The following is a 20,253-nucleotide window of genomic DNA, read 5'->3' as shown; positions in this document are numbered from 1 at the left end:
AAACAGAACATGAAACGATTTATTATTCAACGACATCTTTGAAGATATTTGAAGGAAGGAAAATGTTGTATCGGCAACGATTGTTGTATTTGGTAGATAGTTGGGTGGTTAAGCAAGGAGTTCATTATTTATGTTATCGGTTGGTGGAGACAGGGGATTTTTATTACTTTATCTGGCAACCTCATACGAACTTATTACGATTAAATGGTGAGTCACCGCAAGACTTTATTCGAGACAGAACCAAGGCTTACATTCGGAACTTAGCCAAAAATTCAGTTACGAGTTTGGAGGGGAGCGGTTTTGAGAATCAAGAGCAGACCAAAGGAGAGCAAGAACCATTTTCATGGAAGAAACGAACGCGAAAGAAACTGTATAAGGACTTGAGGTGATTTGGAAAATCATTTGTCAAATAAAAATTCCTAAACTAAATAGGAATAGTTTAGGAGTTTCACTAGTGAAAAAATAATTTGTGACTGATAGATAAAGTTAATTCAAATCTTACTACAAGTATACTTTTTCATCTTTTAATATCAAAATAGCGGGCATGGGCAGTTGTTTCCAAAAATCATAATGGATTTGTCCATCAAAATAGCTGAGCAGGATACAAATCAGATTGCCGTGAGAACTGATGATGATGTGTTCATCTTAGTGATTTTCTTCTAATTCTTGCAGAAATGATAGAGCTCGGTTTTGAGCTATGAGATTTGATTCGCCACCCGGTAGAGAACTGTCAGGATTTTGCCAAAGTTGCTTGAGTGTAGTTTCAAATGTTTGGTCGGAAACCTGCTGACTGCTTAGTTTTCGTTCAATCAATCGCTTATCAAGTTGAATCGGAAGCCCAAAGGTTAGTGCCAAAGGCTCAATCGTTTCAACTGCTCGTTGGTAAGGACTAGAATAAATAGCAGAGATTGGCTTATTCTCTAGTATTTTTAATTGTGAGAGGGAAGTGAGTCCCTTTTGTGACAAAGGGCGTGTCCATTCGTCAGGTGTGTAAGTTGAGTGCGCGTGACGGACAAAATAATAAATGTTGTTCATGTAATCTAGTATATCACAACATGTGAAAATTCTATAAATAAGCAAGAAATAATGCTTATTTAAGAAAAACTTTAACTTTGTCTTACGGATAGTTAATAAGAGCTTGGTAAACTTTAATCAACCATTAAAAATAATCAAAGGAGTAAATAATATGGTTGACAAAAATCATCGTCCAAATCATGAAAGATATACCAAATGGTCTATTCGCCGCCTGAGTGTGGGTGTAGCTTCGGTTGTTGTAGCAAGTGGGTTCTTTATTCTCATTAGTAATCCTGTAAATGCACAAGTTGGTACGCAAAACAAGGTGGTCACGACAGCCCCGTCAAATAGTCCAACAGAATCTGGGAAATCCATACTTGATTCGAAAGTAGGACAATCTGAAAAACCAACAGCTGACAAGAAAGAAACGCCAGATGCAACTAAGCCCTCACAAGATTTGTCTGGCAGAACAACTCAAACACCAGATAAAAAGGTGCAAGAAAAACAAGAAGTTACAAAAGAAAACAAAGTAGGCAAATCCATTGCAGAAGCTGCGAAAAAAATCCAAAAGGCGTCAGAAACAGTTGTAAAAGAAGCAACTCCAAAAGCGCAAGAAGATCCATCTCTTGCTCAAGCTAAGCAATCTGTAACGGACAATATCAAGGGCAGTACAGATGTTCCTGCTTCCTTCTTACAAAACGCGACCCACCCCGGTCCCTTTACGGCAGGCGTGAACGAAGTCATTCCGTATGAACTCTTCGGTGGTGATGGTATGCTGACACGTCTCTTGTTGAAATCTTCAAATGGCGCCCCATGGTCAGATAACGGCACGGCAAAACACGCTGGCTTACTACCTTTTGCCAACATTCCAAAAGGTAAATATTTCTATCAAGTGTCACTCAATGGTAATGCGGCCGGCAAACAAGGCAAAGTTCTCTTGGATCAACTGAAAGCGAACGGCACACACAGTTATACCGCAACCGTCACAGTTTACGGTGCAACTAAGGATGGTAAGGCAGACTTGAACAATGTTATCGCAACACGTCAAGTAAATCTGAATTTGAATGGTCAAAAAGCGCAAGAAGATCCATCTCTTGCTCAAGCTAAGCAATCTGTAGCGGATAATATCAAGGGCAGTACAGATGTTCCGGCTTCTTTCCTAGCCAATGCGACCCACCCTGGTCCCTTTACGGCAGGCGTGAATGAAGTCATTCCGTACGAACTCTTCGGTGGTGACGGGATGTTAACACGTCTCTTGTTGAAATCTTCAAATGGCGCCCCATGGTCAGATAACGGCACGGCAAAACACGCTGGCTTACTACCCTTTGCCAACATTCCAAAAGGTAAATATTTCTATCAAGTGTCACTCAATGGTAATGCGGCCGGCAAACAAGGCAAGGCCCTCTTGGATCAATTGAAAGCGAATGGCACACACAGTTATACCGCAACCGTCACAGTTTACGGTGCAACTAAGGATGGTAAGGCAGACTTGAACAATGTTATCGCAACACGTCAAGTAAATCTGAATTTGAATGGTCAAAAAGCGCAAGAAGATCCATCTCTTGCTCAAGCTAAGCAATCTGTAGCGGATAATATCAAGGGCAGTACAGATGTACCAGCTTCCTTCTTACAAAACGCGAACCACCCTGGTCCCTTTACGGCAGGCGTGAACGAAGTCATTCCGTATGAACTCTTCGGTGGTGATGGGATGTTAACACGTCTCTTGTTGAAATCTTCAAATGGCGCCCCATGGTCAGATAACGGCACGGCAAAACACGCTGGCTTACTACCCTTTGCCAACATTCCAAAAGGCAAATATTTCTACCAAGTGTCACTCAATGGTAATGTAGCCGGCAAACAAGGCAAAGCTCTCTTGGATCAACTGAAAGCGAACGGCACACACAGTTATACCGCAACGGTAACGGTTTATGGTGCAACCAAAGATGGTAAAGCAGACTTGAACAATGTCATCGCAACACGTCAAGTGAACTTGAATCTGAACGGTACTACGACTGCTGACCAAGTGAAAAAATCCGTAGCAGATAACATCAAAGATAAAATTGATGTTCCTGCAAGTTATTTGACAAATGCAGTCTATCCAGGACCATTTACAGCTGGTGTCAACCAAGTCATTCCGTATGAGCTCTTCGGTGGTGACGGTATGTTAACACGTCTCTTGTTGAAATCCTCAGATGGCGCACCGTGGTCAGATAATGGTAAAGCAAACCATGCAGGTCTCCTACCACTTGTAGGTTTAGAAAAAGGCAAATATTTCTATCAAGTTGCTTTAAACGGTAATACGACTGGCAAAGAAAATCAAGCACTTTTAGATCAATTAAAGGCTAATGGAACGCATTCTTATAAAGCAACAGTCACAGTTTATGGTGCAACTAAAGACGGTAAAGCAGACTTGAACAATGTCATTGCGACGAAATCTGTGACCATTAACCTAAAAGCTGAAAAGAAAGCGGACTCTAATGGGCAATCTCAACAAGATCAAAATGGTCAGGCACAAAACCAAGGTAAAAAAGCAGATCATGACGGAAGCAAACATTCAAATAAAGGTGGCACACCTTCTGCAACAACTTCAAAAGGTGGACAAGCTAGGGCAAGTAAAAAATCGCTTCCTAATACAGGTCAAAAATCTTCTCTTGCTTTAACAGTTTTAGGACTTCTTGGCCTAAGTGCAGCAGCTATTTTAGCACTTGTTGGCATGAAACGCAGAGAAAAGAAGTAATTCTCGCATTTGTGAGCAATAACGCTTGAATCAAGTATAGAAATAGTGTTATACTTTTTCGTGGTATAACACTATTTTTCACAATAGAGGTAAGAAAATGGCAAAGAGAATTTTATTAGTAGATGATGAAGTAGAGATTACCGAGATTAACAAACGTTATTTAATACAGGCTGGTTATGAAGTGAATGTAGCGCATGATGGTCAGGAAGCCTTAGAGATTTTTCAGAAATATTCGATTGATTTGATTATTACAGATATTATGATGCCCAATATGGATGGCTATGATCTGATTGGGGAAGTACAATACCTTTCTCCAGAGCAGCCTTTCCTTTTTATCACGGCTAAAACATCTGAGCCAGATAAGATTTATTCTCTCAGTATGGGGGCAGATGATTTTATCACCAAACCTTTTAGTCCGCGAGAGTTGGTGTTGCGAGTCAATAATATCCTACGTCGCATTCACCGTAGTATGGGAACGGAAGAAACACTACAGCTGGGTGATCTGGTGATGAATCACGAAACGCGCGAAGTAAGTGTTCATGATCGTCCGCTAGATATCACCATCAAATCGTTTGAGTTGCTATGGATTCTTGCTAATAATCCTCAACGTGTTTTTTCTAAAACAGAGCTTTATGAAAAGGTGTGGCAAGAGGACTTTGTGGATGACACAAATACGCTCAATGTTCATATCCATGCTTTGCGGCAGGATTTAGCGAAGTATAGTACTGAAAAAACGCCCACTATTAAGACTGTTTGGGGGTTGGGCTATAAGATAGAGGTTTAAAATGAAATTAAAACACTTTATTATTGTGGGTTACCTCATTTCCACAACCATCACAGTTGTTGCCATTATCTGGTCTGTCAACACCATGCTAATTTCAAAAAGTGATATTTATTTTATTATTGGGATTAGTATTCTAGCAAGTATTACAGGTGCATTGGTCAGTCTTTTACTGTTGAGCCGCGTTTTTCTCTCTTTGGATAAATTAAAACAGCTCATCAAAGGTATTTCAGATAAGAAGTTTGAAACGGTCAATACAATTAAAAATCCAACAGAGTTTAAAGAATTAGCAGATGCTTTCAACGAAATGTCAACGGATTTACAAGATACTTTTGCTTCTTTAGAAGAAAGCGAGAAAGAAAAGGGCTTGATGATTGCTCAGCTCTCACACGATATTAAAACGCCTTTGACATCTATTCAAGCGACGGTGGAGGGAATGTTAGATGGTGTGATTGCAGCTGATGAGCAGCAGTATTATCTCAAAACCATCAGTCGGCAGACCGATCGCCTAAATAAACTGGTGGAAGAGTTGAGCTTCATTACGTTAAATACCATGCATGAACCAGATACACCGATAGAAAAAGAGGAGATTTTTCTTGATAAGCTCTTGATTGATATTATGTCGGAGTTCCAATTGGTGATTGATAGAGAAGGCCGAGATATTCGAATTTCGGTGCAGCCAGAATCAGCAAAAATTATTAGCAATTATGATAAACTTTCACGGATTATTCTCAATCTTGTGAGCAATGCTTTTAAGTATTCGGAAGCAGGCACTAAGCTTACTATTGATGCGGTGGTTGAAAATAAGCGCTTGATTTTAACGGTGGCAGATGAAGGTCAGGGAATTAAGTCAGAAGATTTGGATAAGATTTTTAAACGACTTTATCGGGTGGAATCTTCTCGCAATATGAAAACTGGCGGGCACGGTCTAGGACTCTATATCGCACGTGAATTGGCACGCCAATTGGGTGGTGATATTTTCGTGCAAAGTGAGTATGGACAAGGTAGCAGTTTTTCGCTTGTATTAGATTTATAAAATGAAAGTGAGATAGACTAGAAAAATGAACATTTCGGGTTATCTCATTCTTTATTTTTATTAGTTAGTTTGCAGTCTTTGAAAAATCCGATATTTCCTACTGTATGGCGCATGCTCCGAAGGCCGTCCAAGAAGCAGCTACGTATGTAGTACTTTGCAGATGCAGTGAAACATTTGGAGAAGTTGTTGTATCAAAATAGTATAAAGGCTTAAGAAAATTTTCTTAGGCTTTTTGTGTGCTGCCATTATCCTTAATCAAAAAATTTTTTTGGTTTCATGTTATAATAAACCTATGGAAAACAAGAATAAATTACTGTTGATTGACGGTTCGTCCGTCGCTTTTCGTGCTTTTTTTGCACTTTACAATCAAATTGATCGATTCAAGAGTCCGTTCGGACTTCATACCAATGCTATTTATGGCTTTCACCTTATGCTCAATCATTTAATGGAGCGGGTGCAGCCGACTCATATCTTGGTGGCTTTTGATGCGGGGAAGACCACCTTTCGGACAGAGATGTATGCTGATTACAAAGGTGGTCGGGCTAAAACGCCGGAGGAATTTCGTGAGCAGCTTCCTTTTATCCGAGAAATGCTGGATAAGTTAGGTATTCGCTATTACGACTTGGATCAGTATGAAGCTGATGATATTATTGGAACTCTGGATAAAATGGCTGAAAACACGCCTGTACCCTACGATGTGACGATCGTGAGCGGAGATAAGGATCTAATCCAGCTGACCGATGATAATACTATTGTGGAAATTTCTAAAAAAGGTGTGGCAGAATTTGAGGAATTTACACCAGCCTATCTAATGGAAAAAATGGGAATTACACCAGCCCAGTTCATTGATCTCAAAGCTCTTATGGGTGATTCTTCGGACAATATCCCTGGTGTGACGAAAATCGGTGAGAAAACGGGACTCAAGCTTCTCTTGGAATACGGCTCTCTGGAAGGCATTTATGACAACATTGACCAAATGAAGCAGTCTAAGATGAAGGAAAATCTCATCAATGACAAGGACATTGCTTTCTTGTCTAGAACACTTGTTACCATTGATACCCAAGCTCCCATCGAAATCGGTTTGGAAGATATCCTCTATCAAGGTCCGAATATCAAACAATTAAGCAGATTCTATGATGAAATGGGCTTTAAACAATTTAAGCAAGCGCTGGAAGCGGAAGTAGAGCCAGAAGAGGCGGCCGACATTGCTTTTGAGGAAGTGACGGAAGTCCGTCCAGAAATGCTCAGTAAAGATGATTTTTTCTACTTTGAAATGTTGGGGGACAATTACCACATAGACGAGATGGTGGGCTTTGCGTGGGGAAATGCACAGCAGATTTATGCCAGTCAGGACATCAACCTTTTGCAGCAACCAGCTTTCAAAGAATTTCTGGGAAACACAGCCCTCAAGGTTTATGATTTTAAACGCTCCAAGGTCTTACTCAGTCGCTTAGGTATTGAGCTTTCGCAACCATCGTTTGACAGCCGTTTAGCTAAGTACCTTCTTTCAACCGTTGATAACAATGAAATTGCAACGATTGCTAATCTTTATGGCAAGACTAGACTCGTTGAAGATGAAGTGGTTTATGGAAAAGGAGCTAAGCGGGCACTGCCTGAAAAAGCTATTTTATTGAGCCATTTAGCCAGAAAAGTCACAGTTCTCGTTGAAACGGAAAAGCCTATGACGGACTTGCTACGTCAGCACGATCAACTTAATCTCCTGTACGAAATGGAGCAGCCGCTAGCTTTTGTCCTTGCTAAGATGGAAATTGCTGGTATCAAGGTAGAGCGCGAAACATTGCAAACGATGCAGACTGAAAATGAGGAAGTTTTAGCTCGACTAACTCAGGAAATTTATGACTTAGCAGGGGAAGAGTTTAATATCAATTCGCCTAAACAGTTGGGAGGCATTCTCTTTGAAAAACTGGGTCTGCCAACATCTTTCACTAAGAAAACCAAAACAGGCTACTCTACGGCAGTAGATGTATTGGAACGTTTGGCACCGATTGCACCGATTGTGGAGAAGATTTTGGACTATCGGCAAATTGCTAAAATTCAATCAACCTATGTTATGGGGCTACAGGATTGGATTTTAGCAGATGGAAAGATTCATACTCGTTATCTTCAAGATTTGACCCAGACAGGAAGACTATCTAGCGTGGATCCCAATCTGCAAAATATTCCAATTCGTTTGGAGCAAGGACGCTTAATTCGGAAAGCTTTTGTGCCGGAGTGGAAGGATAGTGTCTTGCTCAGTTCCGACTACTCACAAATTGAGCTGCGCGTTTTGGCGCATATTTCGGGTGATGAACATTTAATTGAAGCATTCAGACATGGAGCTGATATTCACACTTCGACAGCTATGCGGGTTTTTGGTATTGAAAAGCCAGAGGATGTGACACCAAATGATCGCCGTAATGCTAAAGCTGTCAACTTTGGTGTTGTTTACGGGATTTCTGATTTTGGACTTGCCAACAATCTGGGGATTAGCCGTAAAGAAGCTAAATCTTATATTGATACTTATTTTGAACGCTATCCTGGAATTAAGAATTATATGGAAAATGTGGTACGAGAGGCTCGAGATAAAGGCTATGTAGAAACTCTCTTCCACCGTCGTCGGGAGATTCCAGATATTAATTCTCGTAATTTCAATGTCCGAGGATTTGCAGAACGAACAGCAATCAATTCGCCGATTCAGGGCAGTGCAGCTGATATTCTCAAAATTGCTATGATTCGGCTGGATCAAGCTCTGACAGATGGGAATTTTAAAACTAGGATGTTGCTGCAAGTTCATGACGAAATTGTGCTGGAAGTACCTGAAAACGAACTGACCGCTATCAAAACGCTGGTCAAAGACATCATGGAATCTGCCATTGAACTTGTTGTACCCTTGAAAGCGGACGAAAGTGCTGGCAAGACCTGGTATGAAGCGAAGTAGAATCAAAAGTACCCCAAAGAGCTATATCATTCTGATTTTTTAGCTGTGTTCAGTTCAGATCAGAAACTTTCAAGGCAAATACATCAACTTTATAAAATATTTGTGTTTCTGGTTCAAAAAGGGACGGTATGGCTCGTTATACATGAAAGATTACGGAGAAAATTTTATGACCTATCATTTCCAAAATCCCAGCGATGGGGTTATCAAACAGTATTTAAAAAATAGCAAGGTGATTGCGGTTGTTGGCTTGTCGGATCGCGAGGAGGCAACTAGCCATCGTGTATCCAAAGAGATGCAAGAGAGAGGCTATCGGATTATTCCGATTAATCCACGAGCAGCTGGTAGGAAAATTCTAGGCGAGACTGTGTATGCCAGTCTAAAGGACATTCCTTTTTCTATTGACATTGTAGATATTTATCGTCGCAGTGAATTTCTGCCAGATGTGGCGCGTGATTTTCTGGAAGCAGATGCTACAATTTTCTGGGCGCAGTTGGGTCTGGAGAATGAAGAAGCGGAGCAGATTCTGCGGGCAGCTGGTCGGGATGATATTGTCATGGATCGCTGTATCAAGCAGGAGCACACCCGTCTAATTTTCGGAGAATAAATGGCAACATTGGTGATTATCAGAGGTAATTCTGGTTCAGGAAAAACGAGTTTGGCAAAAAAATTGCAAGAATACTATGGCCGAAAGACGCTGCTCATCTCACAAGATATCGTTCGTCGTGATATGCTGAAAGAAAAGGTCAAGCCGGAAAATCTATCAATCTCTTTGACAGAAACGATCGCCCGCTATGGCTATGAGCGAGATTTGTTGGTTATCGTTGAAGGTTTTTATGAAACAGATATTTATGGGCAGATGCTAGAAGAACTGCGTGACCTCTTTTATCCAAAAGTTCTGTCTTACTATTATGATTTGACTTTTGAAGAAGCGGTTCGCCACCATCAAACAAGGAGCAAGAAAGCAGATTTCAGTCCAGCTGATATGAAACGTTGGTGGAAAGAATGTGATTTCTTGGGTTGGGAGGAAGCGATATTTACAGATCAAGTTTCGCTGGAAGATGCTTTTCAAAAAATTTCCAAAAATATCAATTTGTTATAAAAAATTAAGGTTGATTTAAGCTAACTTGGTTATACTATATTTATCAAATGAAGACCTCCTAACTTTGTTTGATAGAAATCCTAAACTTTTTCATAATAATCTCCCTAATAAAGTCACCCAATTGGTGGCTTTTTTGTGTAGAGTTTATGGTATTTCCTGAGGGCAACTTATGTAAAGTGAATTGAAAGCAACTTAAAAGACCTGAACAACTGTCCAAGTCTTTGTAAGGTTAATTTTATTTTTCAGAGTTAGAAAAATTAAGAAAAAATCGGAGTTTGTTCTTTTTCCTTTCTGACAGCTTCATAGAAAAGAGTCTGAGCTGTATAAATGTAGGGATAAACATAAATAGAAGCAATTCCAAAAGTAAGGGCACTTAGCAAGTACCAGCCAATAAAAGTTAAATCAAGTACAAATCGCTTGCCTTTATATCCTTTCATCATCTGGCGGCTTGTACGAATAATTTTAAAGGCGCTCTCATAGCTCTGGTTTTCTAATGTATCACAAAGAATAAATTCTACTTGCGAATAAGCGTAATATTGAGGAAGTGCAATAATAATACCGATTACCATCAAAATAAAACCGATGAGAATATAAAGTAACAATGTCCCAACAGTTGTTTGAAGTGCAGTATTTTGTGAGAGAGCTTGAGAATTGGGGAGGAGTTTTATGACACTAAAACTAGCCAGAATCATCATGCCGCTTCCAATCCAGACGAAAATATTCCACAGAAATAGTAATACACGTTTGAGCAAAAGTGTCATGAAAACAGGACCAATTACTTTACTATCAAAAGTCCGAACTGAATCTGTAAAATGTACCTCTTGCCGTTTTACACGAATGACTTCCAGTAAGGTCCAAAAAGTAGCCGTCAAAAAGAAGGATACGATAAAACTAATCGCGATTGGGAAAAGAGAACGATTGATTCCGTGGACAATCGTCTTTTGAATGCCATATTGTAAGATATTATTGGAAAAGGTATCTGAAGAATAATTGTAAACAACGGAAATAATCGCCGTTAGAATTGGTACTAAAAAGAGTGCATAGATACCTTTGGTTTGACGTTGGATACGACGAGCCTCTGCCCGCAATTCACTTAAATTCATATTTGCCTCCTAATTTGAAACATATTATACCATATTTTGGAGTCAAGTTAATCATAGCTGGCAGAAAACCTTTTGAAATTAAACATTTTTGACTTGTCTTAATTAAAGAAATGTGCTACAATCTGACTAGAGTTATATTTATCAAGATTTCACACTTGTATAAGTATGTAACACAACCAATGATTGAAAGTGCCCAGTGCTAAGAAAGCGTTAACTTGTTTCAGCTAACAAACACCATGAGGGACTCTCGTTTGTTGGGATTTTCTTTTGGGCTTCGTTAAATCAAGGTCCTGAAGGGAATAGCATGACTTCCATACAGAAATAAATTTCATAAAAAGCTGTTTTATGAAATGTTTTAATATATATATATATATATATATTAAATTTTGTCCGGAATATAAAATAAATTTGGAAAAGGAGAGGCAATGAAGAAAAAAGGCAGTATATTTTTAGTTCTGATTCTGCTTATGAACACAATTTTACAAGGAGTGAGTGGTGCTTCTCTTGCCTTCGCACAAGAACAGACTAGCCCGCCTTCTGCTCTAGTAAGTAATCCTGCTGAAACTGCCAAAAAAGAAGACTCAGAAAGTTCTAGTAGTGAAACTCAGAAAAGCACTGTCAACGAGGGTCAGGGACCCCCTAGTAGCTCTTCTAGTCAAGAAAGTAGCAGCTCAACGAGCCAAACGACTCCAGCTGCGACTACATCAGAAGATGATGATGACGAATTGCCGCCGGGACCTCCTCCTACACCGACGGCAATATCGGGTGCTCCCAAAATAACAATAACTCCTAACTCTCAGTCAGCCTATCGAACAGGTGAGGCAATTACCTCTTATGTTAACATTGATGGCTCTACGATAGGCTCCTCAACACCGTTAGAGGGGGCTTACCTAGATATTGAGATTCCAACAGCTCTGTATCAGGGCGGCAAGGTGTTAGAGACCAATGCTTATATAGAGGATATTGCTATAGGAGAACTTAAGAGCGGGAATGCAGCTGACCCGGGTCTGGTGAAAACGACAGAACTGATTAAGAAAAACGACAAAACTATTTTTCGTGTTTATTTCAACACGATCTCCTCAACTGCTCAAATCAATATGCCCTATGTTTTCAGATTTACTAAAGGCCTAGTTCCAAAAGACTATAAACTGCAACCTAAAGTTACGCTGAAGGACAAGGATGGTAATACTTTAGATACGGCAACGGATAAAGAGTATACTCCAACCTATCCAGATATGAACCTAAGGAAGGTGGTTGGTGTTAGCGATCGAGATGGTCAACTTCTCTATGGTGGGACGGCTAAGACTGGGGATCCAACTAGGATTTCTGAAACAGGCGCAGAACCAGTAGCATTCAATTTTACTTACACCGTGCAGCCAAACTCAGGTCAGCAGCGGATGATGCAAAAAGTCGTCATCAAGGACAAGTTGCCGACTTATACGAACAGTAAAGGTCAAACGGTTACTGCTAAATTTGACCAAGCTCTTAATCCTGATTGGACAGATAACGGTGATGGGACAGTCACTTATACAAAGACTTTTTCAGAAAGTGAATTTGATACGGACTTCCGTCATAATATTGATGTCAGCAAGGCTACATTGTACCTGTCTTTCCCAGATGCTCAATACAAAAAGGATAATGGAGACAAACCTGATTTTACAAATAAGGCAGAGATTACAGCAACTCCTTTCAATCCGTCAGCAAATGAGCAATATACTACTAATGACGACATCACTTTTAATCTCATTGCGGATAATTTTGATGGAACAGGAATTCTTGCAAAAAGAACAGAACATGAAACAGTAAACTATGATGTGCCGGGACTTTATGCACAGCGACTAGACTATACAGTTAAGGTAGAAAATAAGTTATCAAAACCACTTAAAGAAATTGTGCTGACTGAAGATGCTAGTAAATTCGACCCAAGGCTGTATTTCACTAGCGTCGGTTCTTTCTTTGAAAGACAAGGCTCAAATAGTAAACCTATCAATGACAAGATAGAAATCCGTGCCTATAAGAGCAATGGTAAGTTTGATACTTTTACGCCAGGACAGCAGATTAATGAAGAAGCACAAAATGAGCTAAATGCCGCTGCCGAAAAGATCCGAAATGGAGAAATGACAGAATCGGCAGCGCCGGCTGTCACTCCAAAATACACTAAAATAACTATCCACTTTATTAACGGATATGAATTACCAGTTGGGAAGTACATTGATGGTTTCGTCTATATGGCTTTCAAAGACCCTTATCATGTTCCCTACTCTCCTGAAAAAAACATTAAAAATGTGGTAAGCCTTGATGCTAAAGTAACGAACTTTAAAAATCAAGATGTTTCAATTAATACATCCGCTGAATGGAGTAAGCAATTCGTACCGTTTCAAGAAAAGATTAGACTTTCAAAAACGACTGACCAAACAGGTAAAACAGGTTTAGTAGGAGAATCACTTTTCTTCTTCTTAGGGTTACATCTTGAACAACTTTCCAAAGCACGCTATCTGAAGAATCCAACGCTTGTTGATCTCCTTCCTAAAGGAGTTAGTATTGCACCAGGTGTAGACAAAACAAAAGCGGAAGATATGCTTGAAGCAATTGGGCTAGCAAATCTGGACATGATTGATAAATTTTCAGTCATTGAAAACTATCGTGGTACTGGTCGTACAGCTATAAAGATAAGGCTAAAATCAGGTTTAGTAAAAGACTTAAATAATGGTGCGGGTTATAGCTTTAAATTAAAGAATTTTGTCATTAATGATGAAATTATCAAATCCACATCGGAGACACCAACTTTTAACAACGATAATGAACTTTATTTTTACCAAGACAATGGGCAACCGTTCCCAGATGCCATTCAAGCAGATTCGGGTCAGATTGTGAATGATGACAAAGATATCAACATGAATGGCGAAACGACGGATAAAATTGTAAAAACAACTTCAAAAGTTTTGGGAAATACAGTATCAAGTCGACAAAGTTTCAAATATATCCGTAGTACGGAACCTCTGGTTGAAGGTGGAGCTTTGTACTATGGCAGGTCTTTCAGCAAGGCTGAGATTGAAACAGATTACAGTGGTGTGACTACTAATTCAGGTCACTTCCAATATGACCTACAAATTCAAAATTATATCAATCAACCTTTGAATAAAGTTGAGCTCTATGATGTTCTTCCCCACGTCGGTGACGGTAGAACGAAGGGAGCTGAAAGTACGGCTTTCTCCAATACCTTGACTGGACCGGTCAAGATGGAAATGGCAGGAAACGACGTAACAGATCAGTTTGATATTTATTACCGGACGGATAAGTATCCAACCATGGACGCCGCTACGGAGATGAATAGTCCAAATTGGACAAAGGCCCCAAGCAACTACAAAGATGTCACAGCAATCAAGATTGTTTCTAAAACGGGTACTGTTATTCCTCAAGATAAATTGCTCCATGCTCTTCTTGATATGAAAGTTCCGGCTTATGATAAGGATAATAATATCGGTGGCAAAATTGCTATCAATACTTTCCACGTAAGATATAATGGCGGGACAAACTTTGGTGAGTCCAATGAGGTTACCAACAGAGTCAACAAGCGGATTACCATTCCGGTTGAGAAGAAGTGGCATGATTCTGAAACAACACATTCTAAAATAACGGCACAGCTCTACGCTACTTGGAAGGAAGACGGTGTTGCAAAAGAAGAGCTTAAAGAAGAAAAAGAGCTCTCTGACAGCAATCACTGGAAAGATTCTTTTGGGCCACATTTAGATGAAGAATTTGCAACTAAGTATCTTCAAAAAAAGGTAGGTGGTAAAAAAATCACCGACTTTAAGTACGTGGTCAGGGAAAAGGTGATTCCGTCTGGATATGATGTCGATTATAGTGGTGACGCTCAGAATGGCTTTGTCATCACCAACACGAGGCATCCGTCGATTAAAATTAGGAAACTCTGGTATGACAAGGACGGCAATCAGATTGCGAATGACCAGCTACCTAAGAAACTAGAGGTTAAGTTGTACCGGACAACGAACGGACAAACTCAAAATGGAGAGCTTGTTGAGACGATTCAGTTAGAGCGGACTGCGACTGCTCCATATCTCTGGGAATCTACAAAACGCTACCCACCTAAGGACAAGACCACCGGTAAGTACTACACCTACTACATTGAAGAGGTTGTTCCAAAGTATTATTTGGAAATCAGTGATGCGTCTGAAAAGAAAGTTACCTTTACGGATGCAAATATCGGAGAAACAGCAACTTTGACGGTGAAGAACAAGGTGAACCCGACTTATCCAAATACGGGTGGCTCAGGTATCCTACCATATATCTTGATGGGAACTTTAACATTAACATTGGCAGTAATTTTACATTATATGCAAAAAAATAGAAAGGCTTTTTAGGAGGCAACACAATGAAAAACGTAAAACGATATTTCCTCTCGTTTTTAGCAGCTCTTAGTATCGTGCTTTTAGCATTTGGGGCAGATAAAACTTTTGCGACTACGGAAGAAACATATGACATCGTCTTGACTAAGGTTAAAATGGCGAACTTAAATGATTGGCCAAAACAAACTGGTGCAGATGGTACAAAATATACAGGGCAACAGTTAAACATCCAAAATTATTTTGGTGCAGGTTCAGAGACACTTGAAGGTGTTTGGTTTGAAGTTCATGAATATGATGAAAGTGCGCCCGGCCATGTTGGTGCAATGGCTACGGGGACTAAAGTTGAAGGCTTGACAGATTCTAATGGTCAGATTACTTTCACAGGTCTTAGAGCTGGCAAGTATATGATTGTTGAGAAGAAAGAAAAATCAACCCTTGCTTCAAAGGAACAACTTGCAAAATCTGCTGCGGTTCCAATGGAAATTGAGTTACCAGTCTTTAAGGCTACCGGTGGATGGTACACAACTGGTAATGATGCTGTTCACGTTTATCCCAAAAATACCGTTGACAAACCAAGTATTGACAAAGTAGTTAGCGAAGACGCTAAACACGATACTGCTCTTGTTGGTGAAACAAAGATCTTCAAGGTCACTTCTACAATGCCAGAAGGTATTAAAGACTATAAAGTTTTAACATTCACCGATAAGTTCTCAGCAGGTTTGACTTACACAGGCAACCTTGTTGTTAAAAATGGTGGCACTGTTGTAGATCCTTCTAACTATTCAACTACTGGTACAGATGCAGTTGGTACAAAAGGAGCAACAATTAGCATTGCTTTCAATGAAAATTACATCAAAACATTAAATCCAAAAGATGTTATCACTATTACTTATGACGCAGTCATCAATGAAGAAGCGGTTATGGGTGCAGCCAACCCCAATGATGTTAAGTTGACTTATGGTACTAACCCTAATTCAACGAAAAAGGTTGAACCAACTACTCCTCCAGAACTCCACACTGGTGGTGCTAAGTTTGAAAAAGTTGACAAAGCGACATCAGCTAAACTTGCAGGGGCTAAGTTTGTTGTTACAAATGAAGCTGGTGACAAGTATTTGAAACAAACAGCTGCATCAGGAACAACTCCTGCTAAAAATGAGTGGGTTGCTAATAAAGCAGATGCAACTGTCATCACGTCAGCTTCTGATGGTACTTTTGAAGTTAAGGGGCTTCCTTATGGTAAAAAAGGAGATGACAACGCCACTGGTGAAACTAAGTACAAATTGGTCGAAGTTGAAGCACCAACTGGTTATGCTTTGTTGCAACAACCAGTTGAGTTCACCATCTCATCAACAACTTACACAGGTAGAATTAACCAAGTTAACAACAACAAAGTCACTATCCCACAAACGGGTGGTATCGGTTCAGCTCTCGTGATTGCAGCCGGTGTCTTGGTTGTTGGTTTAGGTTTCATTGCGAAACGTCGTTCAGCTAAGTAATAAAATGAAGAAGTAAGGACAATCCTTACCTCTTCACTAGGGTATTTAAAACAGTTGAATATCCTAGTGAAGAGTGCAAGTACTATGTTTTAGGAGGATACTATGACAAGAAAAAGAATATTGAGCAGTCTGCTATCCATACTTACGGTCATTATTATTTTGGTAACTTTGCGGCCATTTACAACCGTCTCATCTCAGGAAAATCAAGCCTCATCAGATGCAACCTACGATATTGTTTTAACCTTGGTTAAGTTAAAAGATTTGAATGGTTGGCCCAAAGGTGGAGGAAAAGATAGTTATTCTGGGCAGCCTTTAGATATTGAGAATTATTTTGGCAGTGAAGCCTCAACCATTGATGGCGTTGCTTTTGACATCCACAAGGATAAGGCGGATGGAGAGCTTGTTCAAACAAAGATAACTGAAAATGGCGGTCGACTCACCTTTAGTGGTTTGAAGGCAGGTAAGTACTATATTGTTGTCAATAAAGAAAAATCAAAGTTAGCAGGAAATCAGACGTTGGGTGATGCGACACCAGTTCCATTAGAAGTGGAACTGCCTGTGACAAAACCCGATGGCAGCTATTTCACGGTAGGAAATGACGCCGTTCATGTCTATCCCAAGCAGGTTTTAAAACAGAGAGAGGACAAGACAAGCTTTAAAGTTCGGAAAGAATGGAAAGGTAAAAAGTTAAACAGTATCACTGTTCATCTCAAACAAAATGGGCAAGTCATTGATGAAATTGAGCTGAGTGACAGCAATAACTGGGAACATACCTTTATGAACTTGGAAAAAGCAGATGCGACAGGGAAAGACTACACCTACACAGCTGAAGAAGATGTTCCTAATGGCTATACAGCAACTTATCAAAACATGGCAGATAAAACTGGCACGGTGATTACCAATACTCTGGTGCCACCGACTACGCCAAGAACACCGATTATCAAAACGGGAACCTTAGCCATTTATTGGTTTTTAGGATTTGCCGTCGTTTTAATCGGACTAGGATATAAGCTTTATAAAAGCGAGAAAAAACACTGATTCATCAGTGTTTTTTTATGATATTCCATAGTCGCTTGGTGAAAAAGAGAAAAATCGCTGTTCCGACAATCACAATCAAATAAGGGGCAAGCCTTTGTAATTTGAAACCAAGTTTGATATGTTGGTTGCTAACAAAGGAAATCAAGGGATTAGCAGATACGTTTTGCTTTTTTTCGCTATCTGAAACAATCCTTTTTGCATTGACAAGCAGACGTTTGTCATAGCTTGGTTCGTTCACACAGGTCATAAGCGTGACCATATCCTCGTTTTCAATCGGTTTGAGTTTTTCGCTCTCGTATTCATCGATGACCTCGCTATCGGTCACTTCGTATTCTAAATTTTTCCCAAGAATATCGAAATAAATTCTATCTCCCTTTTTGAGGGAGGGGAGGAAGTAGAAAGACATGCCATTGTAATTAATTCTATGTCCTGCAATAATCGGTCGCTGTCCTTTTATACCCAAGGGGGCAGATGTTCCGACAAGGGTCGCTACTCCCTTTAGGAGCTTATCATAGTCGGCGTCAAGATAAAGGTCGAAATGTTGTCCTAAAGCAGGAATGCTCATGCGTCCCGCAACTTGATTGGTATCTAGCAGATCTGAGTAGGGCGTCTTTTGCTTGGCGTCGGTCTCTTTTTTTGTTAGGAAAATATCTTGGATAGCTCCGGTGACAGTGGTTTGTTCTAAGGCTGTTCGTTGTTTTTGGAATGTTTTCTCGCTGGTCTGCTGATAGGTGCGCTGAGCATTGGATTGCCAAATGTCCTCTTTAATCATAGATAAAAAAGGAAAGAGGAAGAGCGCAATTCCAATTAACAGGAGGCTCAGCCCAAGTAATTGTTTTTTCTTTTTCATGAAAGTGATGTTTCTTTTCCTTTCTTTCTTAACATTTTAAAGAGTAGATAGCCTAAGAGTAGGAGGATGAGTCCGGCAGCAAGAAGGATAAACCATTTGTATTGGGCAAAAAAGTCAATCTTTGTTTTTTCCTTCTTTTCAGCTTCGTGGAAAGGAATGCGCTTGCCTTGAACGAGTAGGCGATGAGAATTGATCATATAAGGCGTGCAAGTCAAAAGAGTGGCACGATCTTCGCCCCCTTTAACCAGTATTGGTTTGAAATCAGTGGGCTCAACGGTTAAAATCTTATCCACCTGATAAGCCAAGGTTTCCTTGAGATTAGTGATGTAAAAGACATCTCCAACCTTCACCTTATCCAGGTCAGTGAAAAGTCTGGCTGTGGGCAGTCCCCTGTGGGCGGTGATGACCGTATGGGTGCTAACTCCACCGACAGGGAGGCTAGTTCCTTCTAAGTGGCCTGCTCCATTTTGCAAGACATTCTCAGATGAACCTGCTCGGATGGGAATTTTTTGATTGATAGAAGGAATCGTGACATAGCCAATTTTTTCTTGCAGTTGCAACATGCGAGCATATTCGGCTACACCTTCCTCTTTTTTTCTGCTTGAGAAAGGGTCTCCTATTTTTTCTGGGGACAAGGTGCTGTTATAGGCTTTAGCGAGTTCAATGCGTTTTTCAACATCTTGATCAGCTAATTTACCTTTCTCGTCGTCAAATTGCTTTGTTTCCTGCATAGTCACATATTGGTAATAAATCTGACTGACAAAGGGATAACAGATCATCAAGCAACCCAGAATGGTAAGTATCTTATAGGTTAGTTGTAACCATTTTTTGTTTTTCTTTTTTCTTGACATGATAGTTCTTTCTATGCTTTTTTCGATTTCCACTTATTCCAAGCCAAAATAATGAAAATGAGGAATAGAATTGCGAAAACGACTAGATAAAGCGGTGGAATAGAGATATGACTAATCGGACTTTTCACTTTTTCTTCACTTGGTTTGTAAGGGATACGGTGGCCTCGCACAAGTAAACGGTGTGAATTGATCATATAAGGAGTACAGGTCAGCAAAGTCACGTAGTCTTTGTCAGGTACAATATTTAGAGAGTCAAACTGGGTCGGCTCGATCACCGTTATGGAATCAACCTCGTAGGCAAGTGTTTCAGCGATATTTTGAATGAAAAATTTATCGCCTACCTTCATTTTATCCAAGTCGGTAAAAAGGCGATTATTGGGCAAGCCCGTGTGGGCAGTTAGAACAGTGTGGGCGTTCTGACCACCAATCGGCAAACTGGTTCCTTCGAGGTGCCCCACCCCTTTTTGTAAGACTTCTTCACTTGAACCGGCATAAATTGGCAGGTCAACATCAATTTTAGGAATGGAGATTCTACCTATTTTTTCATGAACAGTCAGCATTCGAGCATATTCTGCTTGCCCTTTAGCGTTTTCTTCTTTGGTATAGGGATCTGTTATTGTCAAATTTTGTAAAGAGCGGTTGTAAGCAGTAGCTAGTTTTATCCGTTCCGTCACGTCTTCAGAAGTTAATTTTTGTGCAGACGAATCAAAGTCCTTAACCTCTTGTTTGGTCTGGTAATTGTAATAAATTTGGCTAATAACAGGGTAACTGATGATGAGGATACCGGCTATAATCGTTAAGTTTGTCAATAAATTAAAAAATTTTTTCATTATATTCCTTTGATGTTAGCAATTATTTTTGTCGCTGGTAAGACTATTATATTTTTATCTATCTAACCATTATATCATAATTGGCAGCTATATTTGCTGATTCGTTCCTAAAA

General features: G+C 39.9%; 14 protein-coding genes and 1 pseudogene. 10 read left to right on the top strand and 5 right to left on the bottom strand.

The genetic code is table 11. The annotated features are described in order from the left end of the window. Positions 1-62: 62 nt before the first annotated feature. Positions 63-389: a hypothetical protein gene (locus tag SanJ4206_RS09035; protein WP_003029552.1), complete on the top strand. Its 327-nt coding sequence runs from the start codon at positions 63-65 to the stop codon at positions 387-389. Positions 390-501: 112 nt separating this feature from the next. Here SanJ4206_RS09035 and SanJ4206_RS09030 read toward each other — a convergent pair. Beyond that, positions 502-1,035 (bottom strand): annotated as a pseudogene (locus SanJ4206_RS09030) (histidine phosphatase family protein). Between the two features lie 151 nt (positions 1,036-1,186). Between SanJ4206_RS09030 and SanJ4206_RS09025 the strand changes: the two are divergent. The 6 genes from SanJ4206_RS09025 (at position 1,187) to SanJ4206_RS08995 (ending at position 9,605) form a co-directional block, all read left to right on the top strand. Then, positions 1,187-3,751 carry an SSURE domain-containing protein gene (locus tag SanJ4206_RS09025; protein WP_041331426.1) on the top strand — a complete coding sequence of 855 codons (2,565 nt, stop codon included), beginning with the start codon at positions 1,187-1,189 and terminating at the stop codon, positions 3,749-3,751. Positions 3,752-3,848: 97 nt separating this feature from the next. Further along, on the top strand, positions 3,849-4,535 hold the full coding sequence (locus SanJ4206_RS09020; protein WP_003029545.1) for a response regulator transcription factor: 687 nt from the start codon (positions 3,849-3,851) through the stop codon (positions 4,533-4,535). Position 4,536: 1 nt separating this feature from the next. Further along, positions 4,537-5,568 carry a sensor histidine kinase gene (locus SanJ4206_RS09015; RefSeq protein WP_003029543.1) on the top strand — a complete coding sequence of 344 codons (1,032 nt, stop codon included), beginning with the start codon at positions 4,537-4,539 and terminating at the stop codon, positions 5,566-5,568. 292 nt (positions 5,569-5,860) lie between these two features. After that, complete coding sequence (gene polA / locus SanJ4206_RS09005) at positions 5,861-8,506, top strand: DNA polymerase I (RefSeq protein ID WP_003029541.1); 2,646 nt, start codon at positions 5,861-5,863, stop codon at positions 8,504-8,506. 166 nt (positions 8,507-8,672) lie between these two features. After that, positions 8,673-9,110 (top strand): CoA-binding protein, encoded by a 438-nt coding sequence (locus tag SanJ4206_RS09000; protein WP_006270495.1) that lies wholly within the window; start codon positions 8,673-8,675, stop codon positions 9,108-9,110. Beyond that, on the top strand, positions 9,111-9,605 hold the full coding sequence (locus SanJ4206_RS08995) for a kinase (protein ID WP_003029538.1): 495 nt from the start codon (positions 9,111-9,113) through the stop codon (positions 9,603-9,605). 257 nt (positions 9,606-9,862) lie between these two features. On the opposite strand, the gene SanJ4206_RS08990 is transcribed toward SanJ4206_RS08995, so the two are convergent. After that, on the bottom strand, positions 9,863-10,708 hold the full coding sequence (locus SanJ4206_RS08990) for a DUF975 family protein (protein WP_003029535.1): 846 nt from the start codon (positions 10,706-10,708) through the stop codon (positions 9,863-9,865). 425 nt (positions 10,709-11,133) lie between these two features. Here SanJ4206_RS08990 and SanJ4206_RS08985 point away from each other — a divergent pair, with 425 nt between their 5' ends. The 3 genes from SanJ4206_RS08985 (at position 11,134) to SanJ4206_RS08975 (ending at position 17,609) form a co-directional block, all read left to right on the top strand. Then, complete coding sequence (locus SanJ4206_RS08985) at positions 11,134-15,090, top strand: Cna B-type domain-containing protein (RefSeq protein WP_022525399.1); 3,957 nt, start codon at positions 11,134-11,136, stop codon at positions 15,088-15,090. A gap of 11 nt (positions 15,091-15,101) precedes the next feature. Next, positions 15,102-16,571 carry a SpaH/EbpB family LPXTG-anchored major pilin gene (locus tag SanJ4206_RS08980; RefSeq protein WP_106083883.1) on the top strand — a complete coding sequence of 490 codons (1,470 nt, stop codon included), beginning with the start codon at positions 15,102-15,104 and terminating at the stop codon, positions 16,569-16,571. Between the two features lie 102 nt (positions 16,572-16,673). Further along, on the top strand, positions 16,674-17,609 hold the full coding sequence (locus SanJ4206_RS08975) for a Cna B-type domain-containing protein (protein WP_106083882.1): 936 nt from the start codon (positions 16,674-16,676) through the stop codon (positions 17,607-17,609). A gap of 4 nt (positions 17,610-17,613) precedes the next feature. Here SanJ4206_RS08975 and SanJ4206_RS08970 read toward each other — a convergent pair whose 3' ends face one another. Genes SanJ4206_RS08970 through SanJ4206_RS08960 form a run of 3 tightly spaced genes read right to left on the bottom strand, consistent with a single transcriptional unit; the run spans position 17,614 to position 20,140 of the window. Continuing rightward, complete coding sequence (locus SanJ4206_RS08970; protein ID WP_022525395.1) at positions 17,614-18,459, bottom strand: class C sortase; 846 nt, start codon at positions 18,457-18,459, stop codon at positions 17,614-17,616. Further along, on the bottom strand, positions 18,456-19,310 hold the full coding sequence (locus tag SanJ4206_RS08965) for a class C sortase (RefSeq protein WP_022525394.1): 855 nt from the start codon (positions 19,308-19,310) through the stop codon (positions 18,456-18,458). The genes SanJ4206_RS08970 and SanJ4206_RS08965 overlap by 4 nt, the downstream gene beginning before the upstream one ends. Positions 19,311-19,321: 11 nt before the next feature. After that, positions 19,322-20,140, bottom strand: coding sequence for a class C sortase (locus SanJ4206_RS08960; RefSeq protein ID WP_022525393.1), 819 nt, complete (start codon positions 20,138-20,140; stop codon positions 19,322-19,324). Between the last annotated feature and the right edge of the window lie 113 nt (positions 20,141-20,253).

The organism is Streptococcus anginosus (assembly GCF_001697145.1).
GTDB lineage: Bacteria > Bacillota > Bacilli > Lactobacillales > Streptococcaceae > Streptococcus > Streptococcus hominis.
The sequence above is the reverse complement of the archived record's forward strand: the minus strand, read 5'-3'. Positions and strand labels throughout refer to the sequence as shown.

What these genes read in the sequence shown, in the direction of transcription:
- SanJ4206_RS09035 (WP_003029552.1), top strand. Translation starts at nt 63, where the DNA reads ATGTTGTATCGGCAACGATTGTTGTATTTGGTAGATAGTTGGGTGGTT.
- SanJ4206_RS09025 (WP_041331426.1), top strand. Translation starts at nt 1,187, where the DNA reads ATGGTTGACAAAAATCATCGTCCAAATCATGAAAGATATACCAAATGG.
- SanJ4206_RS09020 (WP_003029545.1), top strand. Translation starts at nt 3,849, where the DNA reads ATGGCAAAGAGAATTTTATTAGTAGATGATGAAGTAGAGATTACCGAG.
- SanJ4206_RS09015 (WP_003029543.1), top strand. Translation starts at nt 4,537, where the DNA reads ATGAAATTAAAACACTTTATTATTGTGGGTTACCTCATTTCCACAACC.
- polA (WP_003029541.1), top strand. Translation starts at nt 5,861, where the DNA reads ATGGAAAACAAGAATAAATTACTGTTGATTGACGGTTCGTCCGTCGCT.
- SanJ4206_RS09000 (WP_006270495.1), top strand. Translation starts at nt 8,673, where the DNA reads ATGACCTATCATTTCCAAAATCCCAGCGATGGGGTTATCAAACAGTAT.
- SanJ4206_RS08995 (WP_003029538.1), top strand. Translation starts at nt 9,111, where the DNA reads ATGGCAACATTGGTGATTATCAGAGGTAATTCTGGTTCAGGAAAAACG.
- SanJ4206_RS08990 (WP_003029535.1), bottom strand. Translation starts at nt 10,708, where the DNA reads ATGAATTTAAGTGAATTGCGGGCAGAGGCTCGTCGTATCCAACGTCAA.
- SanJ4206_RS08985 (WP_022525399.1), top strand. Translation starts at nt 11,134, where the DNA reads ATGAAGAAAAAAGGCAGTATATTTTTAGTTCTGATTCTGCTTATGAAC.
- SanJ4206_RS08980 (WP_106083883.1), top strand. Translation starts at nt 15,102, where the DNA reads ATGAAAAACGTAAAACGATATTTCCTCTCGTTTTTAGCAGCTCTTAGT.
- SanJ4206_RS08975 (WP_106083882.1), top strand. Translation starts at nt 16,674, where the DNA reads ATGACAAGAAAAAGAATATTGAGCAGTCTGCTATCCATACTTACGGTC.
- SanJ4206_RS08970 (WP_022525395.1), bottom strand. Translation starts at nt 18,459, where the DNA reads ATGAAAAAGAAAAAACAATTACTTGGGCTGAGCCTCCTGTTAATTGGA.
- SanJ4206_RS08965 (WP_022525394.1), bottom strand. Translation starts at nt 19,310, where the DNA reads ATGTCAAGAAAAAAGAAAAACAAAAAATGGTTACAACTAACCTATAAG.
- SanJ4206_RS08960 (WP_022525393.1), bottom strand. Translation starts at nt 20,140, where the DNA reads ATGAAAAAATTTTTTAATTTATTGACAAACTTAACGATTATAGCCGGT.